General features: G+C 58.5%; 15 protein-coding genes. 11 read left to right on the top strand and 4 right to left on the bottom strand.

Translation table 11 applies throughout. The annotated features are described in order from the left end of the window. The first annotated feature begins 10 nt into the window (after positions 1-10). From NKH89_RS27635 to NKH89_RS27655, 5 genes are all read left to right on the top strand, one after another. A complete protein-coding gene (locus NKH89_RS27635) occupies positions 11-1,207 on the top strand; it encodes a pilus assembly protein TadG-related protein (protein WP_352910709.1) in 1,197 nt (398 codons plus the stop codon). 5 nt (positions 1,208-1,212) lie between these two features. Further along, a complete protein-coding gene (locus NKH89_RS27640) occupies positions 1,213-1,653 on the top strand; it encodes a TadE/TadG family type IV pilus assembly protein (protein WP_031195389.1) in 441 nt (146 codons plus the stop codon). 40 nt (positions 1,654-1,693) lie between these two features. Then, positions 1,694-2,047, top strand: coding sequence for a TadE/TadG family type IV pilus assembly protein (locus NKH89_RS27645; RefSeq protein WP_352469275.1), 354 nt, complete (start codon positions 1,694-1,696; stop codon positions 2,045-2,047). 295 nt (positions 2,048-2,342) lie between these two features. Next, positions 2,343-2,627, top strand: coding sequence for a PilZ domain-containing protein (locus tag NKH89_RS27650; protein ID WP_023680838.1), 285 nt, complete (start codon positions 2,343-2,345; stop codon positions 2,625-2,627). 826 nt (positions 2,628-3,453) lie between these two features. Further along, positions 3,454-3,651, top strand: a complete 198-nt coding sequence (locus NKH89_RS27655) for a hypothetical protein (RefSeq protein WP_023722969.1) — start codon at positions 3,454-3,456, stop codon at positions 3,649-3,651. 253 nt (positions 3,652-3,904) lie between these two features. Here the strand turns inward: NKH89_RS27655 and NKH89_RS27660 are convergent, their stop codons facing one another. The 3 genes from NKH89_RS27660 to NKH89_RS27670 form a co-directional block, all read right to left on the bottom strand. After that, a complete protein-coding gene (locus NKH89_RS27660) occupies positions 3,905-4,204 on the bottom strand; it encodes a DUF6074 family protein (protein ID WP_352536487.1) in 300 nt (99 codons plus the stop codon). Next, positions 4,093-4,710, bottom strand: a complete 618-nt coding sequence (locus NKH89_RS27665; protein ID WP_023722970.1) for an amylo-alpha-1,6-glucosidase — start codon at positions 4,708-4,710, stop codon at positions 4,093-4,095. Before NKH89_RS27665 ends, NKH89_RS27660 begins: the two co-directional genes overlap by 112 nt. Before the next feature lie 85 nt (positions 4,711-4,795). Then, positions 4,796-5,122 (bottom strand): glycogen debranching N-terminal domain-containing protein, encoded by a 327-nt coding sequence (locus tag NKH89_RS27670; RefSeq protein ID WP_023722971.1) that lies wholly within the window; start codon positions 5,120-5,122, stop codon positions 4,796-4,798. 480 nt (positions 5,123-5,602) lie between these two features. On the opposite strand from NKH89_RS27670, the gene NKH89_RS27675 reads away from it, so the two are divergent. From NKH89_RS27675 to NKH89_RS27690, 4 genes are all read left to right on the top strand, one after another. Beyond that, a complete protein-coding gene (locus tag NKH89_RS27675; RefSeq protein ID WP_352469337.1) occupies positions 5,603-5,830 on the top strand; it encodes a hypothetical protein in 228 nt (75 codons plus the stop codon). Between the two features lie 275 nt (positions 5,831-6,105). Next, entirely contained in the window at positions 6,106-6,324 is a 219-nt protein-coding gene (locus NKH89_RS27680; RefSeq protein ID WP_352469336.1) for a hypothetical protein, read from the top strand. Between the two features lie 379 nt (positions 6,325-6,703). Beyond that, entirely contained in the window at positions 6,704-6,958 is a 255-nt protein-coding gene (locus NKH89_RS27685; protein ID WP_352469335.1) for a DUF982 domain-containing protein, read from the top strand. Between the two features lie 207 nt (positions 6,959-7,165). Then, a complete protein-coding gene (locus NKH89_RS27690; RefSeq protein ID WP_352469334.1) occupies positions 7,166-7,411 on the top strand; it encodes a DUF982 domain-containing protein in 246 nt (81 codons plus the stop codon). 1,671 nt (positions 7,412-9,082) lie between these two features. Here the strand turns inward: NKH89_RS27690 and NKH89_RS27695 are convergent. Next, positions 9,083-9,544, bottom strand: a complete 462-nt coding sequence (locus tag NKH89_RS27695; RefSeq protein ID WP_352469333.1) for a hypothetical protein — start codon at positions 9,542-9,544, stop codon at positions 9,083-9,085. Between the two features lie 67 nt (positions 9,545-9,611). Here NKH89_RS27695 and NKH89_RS27700 point away from each other — a divergent pair, with 67 nt between their 5' ends. Both NKH89_RS27700 and NKH89_RS27705 read left to right on the top strand, forming a co-directional pair. Next, on the top strand, positions 9,612-9,788 hold the full coding sequence (locus NKH89_RS27700) for a hypothetical protein (protein ID WP_023680685.1): 177 nt from the start codon (positions 9,612-9,614) through the stop codon (positions 9,786-9,788). Between the two features lie 401 nt (positions 9,789-10,189). Further along, entirely contained in the window at positions 10,190-10,414 is a 225-nt protein-coding gene (locus NKH89_RS27705) for a hypothetical protein (RefSeq protein ID WP_023680684.1), read from the top strand. Positions 10,415-10,445: the final 31 nt, after the last annotated feature.

Below are 10,445 nucleotides of genomic sequence, written 5' to 3' on the forward strand. Positions count from 1 at the left end.
GGTTCGGTGTTTGCGACGAGGCGTCGGGACGAGCGGCAACGTTGCTACTATTTTTGCCCTATCTTTGCCGATTGTCGTCGGCGCAGCGGGTCTCGGTATCGAGACCTCCTACTGGTACTTTAGCAGCCTGAAATTACAGGCGGTGGCGGATGCGGCAGCCTATGCTGGCGCTTTGGAAAAGGTTTCGGGATCTGACAAGCCAACGATAGTCGCCGCCGCGACACTGTCAGCGACGACGAACGGCTGGGACCCGTCAACAGGCACAATCGAAATCTTCACTCCCCCGTCCTCTGGCCCGAATGTCGCCCAAAAGGCCGTCGAGGTCATCGTTCATCAGACCCTCGATCGGTTTTTCACATCGATATTCACGCAAAACGCGATCGGCGCACGGGCAAGAGCGGTGGCTTTTATCACTGACGCCTCAAAGGCCTGCGCTTTGTCGCTCAATCGTTCCGCCCCGAGAGCGGCGCTGTTTTCCGGCAGTTCGACCATAAAAATGACGGGCTGCTCCGTCATGTCCAATTCCATTGCCGCCGATGCGATCAAGCTTCAGGGATCGGCAAACCTTCAGGCCGACTGCCTGATATCGGCCGGCGGTGTTTCGTTGAACAACCCCGTGACGACTGTTTGCGCCAGCCCGATAACCCAGGCCTTACCCGCTGGTGATCCCTTTGCCGACCTGCTGGCGCCACCAGCCACAACCCCCTGTCAAAACTCGAAATTGTCGACCCTGAACCCCGGGACATACTGCAGCGGGCTGAGCTTGAGCGGCAATGTTGCGCTCGCGCCCGGCGTGTACGTCATTCAAGGCGGTGATTTCAAGGCGAACGCGAACGCCAATATTTCCGGCGACGGAGTCATCATCTATCTGGCCGGCACATCGAGCGTCAGCATGAACGGCAACGCCACCGTCAAGCTTAGCGCACCGACGTCGGGCACGTATTCCGGTGTGCTGTTTTACGGCAACAGAGGCAACCTGGCGGGATCGAACACGTTCAATGGCACGGCGGACTCGCTTTTGACCGGCGCTTTGTATTTTCCAACCCAGGATGTCAATTTTCTGGGCAATTTCTCTGGCAAAGGTGGTTGCACGCAGGTCGTCGCCGGTACCTTGCAGTGGTCCGGCAACACGAGCATCAGCCAGGATTGCACGAGCCTCGGAATGCGCGACATTCCGGCGACGCAATCCGTTCGGCTTGTGGAGTAATCTTCGTGGAACGGCGATCCGTCCGGATGTTCCGGAGCGATTCGGGTGTTGCTGCGGTAGAGTTTGCGCTGATTGTGCCGATCCTTTGCCTGGTACTTCTTGGCGTTATTAACGGCTGGTCTTTCGTATCAAGCGCGTTGTCGATGCGTGCAGGCGTCAAAACGGCGGCGAACCTCGTGATGCAAGGCGCGGCCGACGACGCGGCTACCCAAGCCGTCGCCCTTTCGAGCTGGGAAAATCATCCCGATGACGCGCAGGTGACGCTGAGCCGGAAATATATGTGCGGGATCACCGTGGTCGATCCATCTGTCCTGTGCGACAGTTTGAAAGCTCCCGCGGTTTTCGTCGAAATCCAGGCGACAGCCACCTGGTTCCCGCCCTTCAGTTTTGGCGATTTTTCCCTCTCGCGCGGGATCAGCCACAAACAGGTGATTCGTGTCCGCTAAAGCGGGAGCCTTCATACGTGGGGTATCAGGCGGAGCCGCATTGGAGTTCGCGCTGATCGCGCCTATTCTGATAATGCTTTTGATCGGCATCTTCGCATTCGGCTGGGCTCTGAATGCCATGTCGAGTGTTCGCTATACTCTGGAAACGTCCTCACGAGCGCTGCAAATGAAGAACTCGCTGACCGAAGCCGAGATAAAAGCGATAGCCACGGCAAAATTGCTGAGTTTGGGATTAAGCGATGTCAACATAACAATAGCAATCGACGCCCCCAGCGGCGGCTTTCGAATGGCCCATCTGACCGCCAAATATGCGTTCGTGATTGAATTCCCGTATTTCGACCGGTATCCGATTAATTATGCGACAACCGTCACGGTTCCGTTGATTGGAACATAAGGCTCATTCTAGTCGGACGCCGCAGCTAGTTCTCCATCAAAAAACCTGCAGCGAAGCTCTTCCTTGCCGCAAGGTGCTTCACGCGGGCTTTGATCCCCGGCTTGACCCATTGTGGGGTCGCCGGCGGCCTTGGCAAGCCCTTTGGTAGGAGGCCGGCATGCTCCTGAAACGTACTTCCACAACCGATCCCGCATGTCACGCCGCCTCTGACGATAACGCTATGTTCATCAGCCAAGCTCAATTATCTGGCAGACCAAAAACTACACGAAGCGACAGACGCCGGGAATTAGGCGAAATGGCTGAAGACGAACAGAGGCGCCAACGCAGGCAGCGCGTCTTCAAGGGCGCAACAATCCTGACCGGCATGACCCATTCCGAGGTCACGTGCACGGTGCGCAACATGCATGCCGGCGGCGCCGAACTGAAGGCCTCGATCGACGCTCGCGTCCCCGACGAATTCCTGCTCTATGTGCCGACCGACGGCATCGCCTACAAGGCGGTGGTTCGTTGGCGTCGCGAAGACCGCATCGGCGTCATGTTCACCGGCACCGAGCCAAAGCCGCACTGGCACTACGGCTAAATCCCCTGAACCACACCTCGTAGCCGTATGCTGGGCGGTGATTGACCCCGTCCTTTGGACGCCTTGTTCCTCCTCCAGAATTTCTTCGACTTAGGTGGCCGACAACCATTCTGGCGCCGACTGACTGCTCGCTTCCATTATCGGTTTGCCGACCATCGTTGGAGATTTCAGAATAGCTACTGCTCTCGCCCTCTCCACCGTCCTGATGGTTTAAACAGTGCCCGTGCATTTCGAGACGGTCCGAGTCGTCGCGAGGATGCGGCGCTGGTGGGGTCGGTCTGCTCGTGTGGAACTGCTCGCATTCATCACGCCTGCGTTGGTCGCGCACCTGCTCGGTATTGGGCAGGGGTAATAAAAGGCGCTGTTCCCCCACAAGCAGAAAACCGGCCTCCCCCTTGCTTCGGCCTGCGGCCTGCAGCACCGACAAGGCACCCGCTAGCGGGTGCCGCCGTCCATCTTTTCATGCCGTCGCGAATCGTCACGTGATCGGTCCGAAAGGTGATGGTTTTGGTCCGTCGAGACGACAGCGACATTCGCCTGACTGGGAACGACAGGGTCAGAGTGCCTGTCATATCAGGGAACGTCGTGCAATTTGTCGACCAGCCCACAAAGTTCCAAAAAAACGGACCGTTCGCTTTGAGGTTGAGTTGCGCCTTAGTGCTTCCCTTGTGATCTTCCTCAGCGTCCGCTGTTTTGACAGGGAGCGCATTGGTCATTCGGCCCATCGCGCTTTTCTGCGGCCCGCCGTTTCGCCCGACATCATGGAACGATATCGCCCCCCATGTATTAGAAACCCATGGACACTATGGAACCCCACGGCCACGGGATGGCGGCCGATCTTTTGACATCGGAAGTTGCCAATGCCAGGCAGCGCATCCACCGGACCGAGCTCGCACTTCAACGCACTGAAGAAATGCTGGCCGAAAATCTTGCGCTGTGCAGCAGGATACGAACTGCGGTCGAGGCCGCAGACCGCTTGGTGAAGATCGATCCCCCGAGCTTTGAAGGACGTCGCGCGGGTTGAACTGGGCCGGCGGTTGATTCGTCGCGACCTTCAGGCCACCGGCACCACTCGCGCTCGAGCACGGCGGCAACCAGGTCGACAGACGGCGAGCGCAGCTCATGGTGCGCGGCCTGGTGCTCGCGAGGAACCTGTCATCGGGCATGCGCTCCACTGCCTCGAAATGCCATCGCGCGCGCGGCGCCAAGACGTGGGGCCTGAGGCCCCACACCCCCATTCCGTTCCGCTTCGCGGACGGACATGCTCGCTCCCTCGCTCATGCGGCACTATCCGGTGTTGAGCCATATTGCTTTTGAGAGTGAAGGATGCGGCTGATCGCCGTCGCATAGCGGCTGATCTCGGCGTCGATCTGGCTTGGGGTAAAGCCTCGGCGTTCGAGCTTCTTCCGCTCCGGTGCAACATGCAGCGACCAGTAGCGCTGTCCGGCTTGGTAGGTGCGAGCGTTCAGCGCGGTTGGTATGCTGCGAAGACGTAACCTTGCAGCTCGACTAAGGCGATCGGTCCCTTGGGAATAGTGCCGTCGGTATGGAAGATCGCATCGGCACTGTCCTTCCAGCCCTGATTGAAGAGGCCCGTATCCGCTGCCCTGCTGTAGGTAACGAACCCCTCCCCGTTGCGGGCTCCGACCTCTTCCATCCAAGCCGTGGCAGCACCCAGTGATTCCCAAATGCGATCGACAAAGTCCTCATCTCCGGTCCTGTCGGCGTAGGACGAAGCCAGATAGATGTGCAGCGGAGTGGTGTCGACGCCATCATAGTAACGGCCGAACGGCAACTCGCGAAGCACGGCCATCTTGCCCTTGCGCATTTCGTGCATGATCTTGCCTGGCTCCGCGTCTCCGAAGACGGAAGTCTCGGTCGATTGGTAGCGGGCGAGAAACGCCAGCACGCCACGGGCAAGCTCGGGATTGAGCCAGAGCATCTGCAAGGCGGAAATGACTCCGTCGCGACCAAAGGCGGTTGAGAACCATGGAATGCCGGCATACGGGTATGGTCCCGTCTCGAGGTCGGTTGTCAGGAGCGCGATGTCGGTACGTATGCGGGCCAGCCAGTCATTGAACACGCGTCCGGAACTGAAAACGGTGGCGCCTTGCCGGCGCTTTGAGCGAATCGCACATCGCGCTCGCGCAGCGGCGGCACGAAACCGGTCACTGGACGGAATCTCTTCGCCGTGACCGACCATCCAGATGGAGGATCCTGCGGTCACGGCTCGGCACGACAATGCGGAACTCGGCGTAACTGGAATGCACCTGATCCGGCTCCGCAATGACCGACTGGCGCGCTACATTATCAAGCCCTTCGTACCGAAATGTGACGCTTGCCTCACCAATCAGCGCGTCAGGGGCACGACCGCGACGGCTACGCGTGGTGCCGCGCACCTCGAACATGTCTCGGAAATCGGCATCGAAGTCGAGACGGACCGGCAACGCAATCTCGCGCGAGAAGTAGTTGGTGAAGGTAATGCGCTCGAGCAACGGGGGGTCTTCGCGCGAGCCAGTTATCCGGTCTCCCGCTCAGAAATTTCTACCAAATATTCCGACCTCCTGATGGAACCCATTCGTTGCGGGCGAGTTGCGGCTCATTGGGACGGACTTCCCGAACATGACAACGAGCAACAAAGCAGACCATCAGTCTGTCTCCGGAGCGTTTCGGAAACTGATCCGTTCCGAAGGCTATCGTCATCACGTACAAACGTTCTTAAATCTGGAGGTCGAACCAGAACTGCCGCCCACCCTACAGTCATTACTTGCGGCTATTGATCGGGCCAAACAGGGCCCGACGGAAGAAGGTCCCTAGCCGGCTGGCTGGGCGTCAGGTCAAAGAGTATAGAGGCTCGCTTCGTGGCTTGTCCCCCTGATTCCCACTCAGAAGTCTATCAAACATTCTTCTTGATTTTTCCCGACAGAGGATCATGAATGTTCCCCTTGGGTTCTCGCTGAGGTGGGAGGCCTTGTATGAACGTTTGGACGAACTGCCGACCCGACAAAGTGACTGCCAAACACCTTGTTCACGAGCTGATCCTACAAGCCCGTCGCGGCCAAATCATCTCCGTCAAAGAGACTATCGCAGCGGTGCGCCGAGACGGGCCACATCTGGTGGAAAGTGACTGCGAGCTGGTGGAGCTTATCGTCGACCTTGCCCCAGCCTTTGGCATGTTCGTTGCGTTCGACATTCGCGAATAGCCTCGTAGCACCCCATTGGTTCTCCCCTGCGGTGTACGTCAGGACAGACCGACCTGGGATTGTGGGAGAAAGGCGGCTCGAGGCGCGTCAATAGGATCGAGGAGGAACATGGGGGTCTTCGCGAGCCGGTGTCCGATCCCCACCACAGAAATTCTACAAACATTCCTGACTGTGGCGGCCCAGCGCCGTACCAATTTGTACAATTCGTACATGGCCTTGATGCCGCTCAGGTAGGGAGTAGAGTCACCCTTCGGCGTGTCCCTGGGGAGGGCTGGATGAGCGTCGCGCGAAGGGTCGGTCCGTTTCTAGAACAAGCAATTACTGTACTCCTCAACAGGGCGGACCGTCGCGACACGGTCTCGATCAAAGCGGCACTACGCGAAGCTCGGGAGACTGCGCCTTATTTGGTGGCCTCCGACGAAGAACTAACCGAGGCAATCGTCGAGGCAGCAACTGCCATGGGCCTCTGCGTGGCTTTCGACGCCCAGGAGTAGCTGTCAGCCAACTTCGCTTGTCGTGACCTGGCAATGGCGACCGTGTGCTGCCATTCATTCTCGACATTCCGGCCTTGGCGTGACAGCCCTCACATTAACGCTCTCGCCGAGGACGAATAAGCATCGGATGCCGCAGATTTCCGAATGGTCCTTTGAGGCGATCGCCGCAATGGCTAGACCGACTACAAGCGAAATGACTAGGGCGACACCCACCGGAAGATGATGCATACCGGCTTCGTACCGACCGCTCGGATAAACGTCGATGAACGTTTGGAAACACCCGTCACGGACTCAGACCATCCCTAACAAATGGTTAGCCGTCCTCGTCGCTGAGCCGGTTCATAGAGAGGAAACCCGCTAGCCGCCCTAAGGCCCCTTCATGGCTCGCCACTGGTTCAACCCTCCGGTCCCCGTCAAGACCGAGCGTCCCGGGATCATCCGCAACGTCAACAACGCCGAGGCAGCCGGCGAGGAGCTGATGAAGTGGACCAAGCGTGGCCCTTGGTGGGACCTCGCGGTGCGCGTTTGCATGGCCTGCATTGCCGACGAGATGGAACCTGAGGAGGCACGGAAGGCATTCCTGGCCGCTGCAAAAGAGGAGGGGACATTACTCCCCCCAATGACAACCAGCTAACTTGAACTGCGGTAAAGGTTCTCTGACCAACACCGCCTTCGCGAAAGGAGCCCGCCGCCCGTGAGAGAAAGGCGACGGACCCCCACAGCGGCTGCACATCCAAGAAGGACCGCTGCGAGTTCTAAACCCGCGAGGGCCTACATCGTTCCTTAGCTGCGGCTAAAGCGGGGTTGGTCAGCGGGCTCTTGGCGCTCTAAGTTCCCCCTTATGGGTCCCCTCTGGTTCGCTCCCCCGGTCTACGTGAAGACGAAACGTCCGGGCATTCGCAATGGGGTCAGCCACGTCGAGGGAGCCGCCGAGGAACTCATGGGGTGGGACACAAAGGGCCCGAAGTGGACCAAGGCGGTCCAATCCTGCGTCGATGCGTTCCAGGGCAGCGCCTCCCCCCAAGAGGTGCGTGAAGCCTTTGAGGCGGCTGCCAAGGAGGCCAACGTGTATCTCTCCCCTGAGTAGGAGGTATCATGGCGCCCATCTGGTTCGTCCCTCCGGTGTTCGTGAAGACTGAAACCGGTGTCAGGCATGGCTGCAACAATGCGAAGGAAGCCCTTGAGCAGCTCAAGATGTGGACCCGGCGAGGGCCTCGCTGGCATAAGGCGGTGACCCTCTGCCTCCAAGCTCGAGGCTTTTCCCTTCACCCGCTACGGACCGCGGCCGAGGCGGCGAGAAAAGAGCGGCTTCGGCAACTCAACGAGACAATGCGCTCAGACAACGGGCCGGACGGCTGGATGTCACGATGAAAGGAGAGCCCTCCACCGTGAGGCAGTGGGCGAAAACCTTGCATTTCATCACGTTTGCACCTCCCTCGACTTGAGCCATCACAAATGCTCTGATCCTCCTTCCTTGGGAGGGGGCAACCATGTTTCGACTCGTCGCCGCTGCGGCGATTGCCGGCATTCTGATGCTGACGGCGCCGATCGTCATGCGCCCGGATCCGCAATACCCTGGTCGACAATCCCGGTCGAGGGCTGCTGCAAGACGTGCTCCGCCGGCAAGGCGTGCGGCGATAGCTGCATCTCGAGGGAGAAGAACTGCCACAAGGCGCATTGGTGCGCGTGTGAAGATCACTAACAGCCCTGATACCGGCTGTGGACACGCCATTGTGCGAGCAGTGGGAGCGGACCCTATCAGCGCATGAAGGGACTAGGATACGCATGACGACGCTTCAATCCGCCATGTAAGTGCTTGTCCGCCGCCAGGGTGAACAGAATAAGGAACACCAGCGTGTTCTTGAGGAATTGTCGTTGAAGGCGGAAAGGAACTGCGTCCAGAAGAGAGGCGCATAGCGCCGTGACGTCATCAGATGGCTAGTCGTATGGCCGTTCGTGGCGATTTCCATTGGGGCGGCTTCCATTGGGCAAGACCGTTGAAGATCGTGGCCGTATCGATCAGCGGTCTTGCGCGGTTTGAGCTTCTTGTACTGGGAACCCGGTTAGACTTCGTTACTGCGGCTCAAATCGATCAGCGGCTTTTGGGGTGGGGTCTTCTAGCCGGTTCATGAAGCGGCTTGCGCCATGAAATTGATGGCGCCGTCATTATCGAAGCGGGCGAAATTGGCATGGTGAATGTTTGCAGGCGCTTGAACCCTTGGGAGCATAGCTGTTGGAGGTCATCGATATTGTCTTTTGGTTTCAGGGTGAGATTGCGCCGGCGTTTGTCTGTCTCCAGGCCGGATACAATCAAGCGGTCTTGCGACGGTCCGGACGAACGCAGCGTCAGCGCTGCTCCGCAGCAGCGCGCTGCAGACGGCGGTCGCCAGCCAGCTTGAGGCGCAGTTGCCGCAACCACTCGCCATCCTCTCCGAGCGGATCGCAGGACAGCTACGCGATTCTGAGCACTGCCAAATCGGCCTAATTTTCCGCTGCCGAATGGACGATGAGACGCGTAAGCGAGTTTCCGGACCGGAAGCTATGCGTTGGGTTGCCCAAACGATGCAGAGGCGCTGCTGTGTTGGCGCGACACGCTCGACCGCAGGTGCGGACGGCATAAGAATTTTGGAGAGGCCCGTGGTGACTGGGGATTGCGCCGGTATTGGCGACGCGCGAAGACTGGGTCGATATCTGGGCGAAGGCAGCCCCTGCGACGCAGCTTCATACCGGAGAATGCGCTGCGAGGTTGTTGCCTCGGCTACCAACTCAAAGTGATTGTCCGGGAGAGTTCGGCGATGTCGCCATAGATCATCGAACCTGTGACGAGAAAACATTCATCACCGAGGACTTCGAAGGGTGAGCTTGACGCGGTACAAACCGGCAGGTTCTTCGAATTGGCGTACGTGCCGAGCGTCGCGGTTTCGACCTTACGGTCCTTGGCTTCGGCACAGCCGACACTGATCGCGAGGATTGCGATAGCAATGAGAGTCGTCTTGCTCATATTTTGCCCCTGGAGCCAGCTCTTGTCGGGTAAGTCGCGCGATGCATCAAAATAGCACCGGCCCACGATCGGCTTCATCCATCGATTGGAGGAAGCAGGCTCATCCATAATTAGCAATATCTTGAGTAAGGCACCGAGCGCACCAGACTCATGGAACGGCGCGCGGAATTTCCATTCGTGACGAGGTGGCGATCCCGGCCGCCTTCGCAAACGGGTCATTCAGCACTGCGTAAACGTCTCGATTCCGAGCTATAGCTTTCCGCATTCGATCATCGATCATACCAAGGTGAAGAAGGGGCAGCAGATCGAGCTTACCGGAGAGATCACGCGCGTAGACGAGGAAGGCGGCAGGGTGACCGTCGATCTGGGACCACTGGTGACGATCGACATCGACAAGGTCAGGCTGGTCGAGAAGTACAGGACGCCAAAGCGCAAGAAGCCGCTGCGCGACATGGTGGATTAGCTCGCGGACCGCCACTTATCCACGCGACATCGGTACCACTCAAACGAATGGCAATTTTCCGTCTGAATGCGTTTAGGGTCCATGCTCGGAGACCACGCATGGGTATCGCGCGGGAGACAGTGACTCCCCGTTTCAAGGCGTCGAGATGCTACGAGCACCGAAAAGTCAGTTCCTTAGACCTAAAGATCGGGCGATCTGCCAGCGGGTTGTCGACCAGGTAACCGCCGACGCCAAATGGTACAGCACCCCGATAGACGGTCAGATTCTGGCCTCGACCACGCTGAATCTCTTTCAATCAGGGGTCGTAAACGAAACGAATTTGCTGGCACATGTTCGCGCGCGGCGCCACGACTTCACTAAACTGACAGGCTAGTTCTTCACCCTCGCGACATAGGCGCGAAATGTGGTTCTTCGTAGTCCGCCGGCCTATTGTTAAGCAGATTGAGCGCCCGCTTTATGTCCCGATGCAGATGGTCGATCGCTTCCCAATGCTCGCCAAATGGCTTGAGCGACAACTGCGCGTCGCGGAGTTCTACCGTCAGAAGCCACGCCTATCGTTCAATTTTGGCGAGGTGATATTCGGAAACGGCTTCGTGTCGGCGAGGGTGCGGCATCCCGCAAAATAGGAATATATTCCGCATGCCGTTAAGGCAAATA

Origin of the sequence: Mesorhizobium sp. M0923, assembly GCF_040319365.1 — a bacterium.
Classification (GTDB): Bacteria; Pseudomonadota; Alphaproteobacteria; order Rhizobiales; family Rhizobiaceae; genus Mesorhizobium.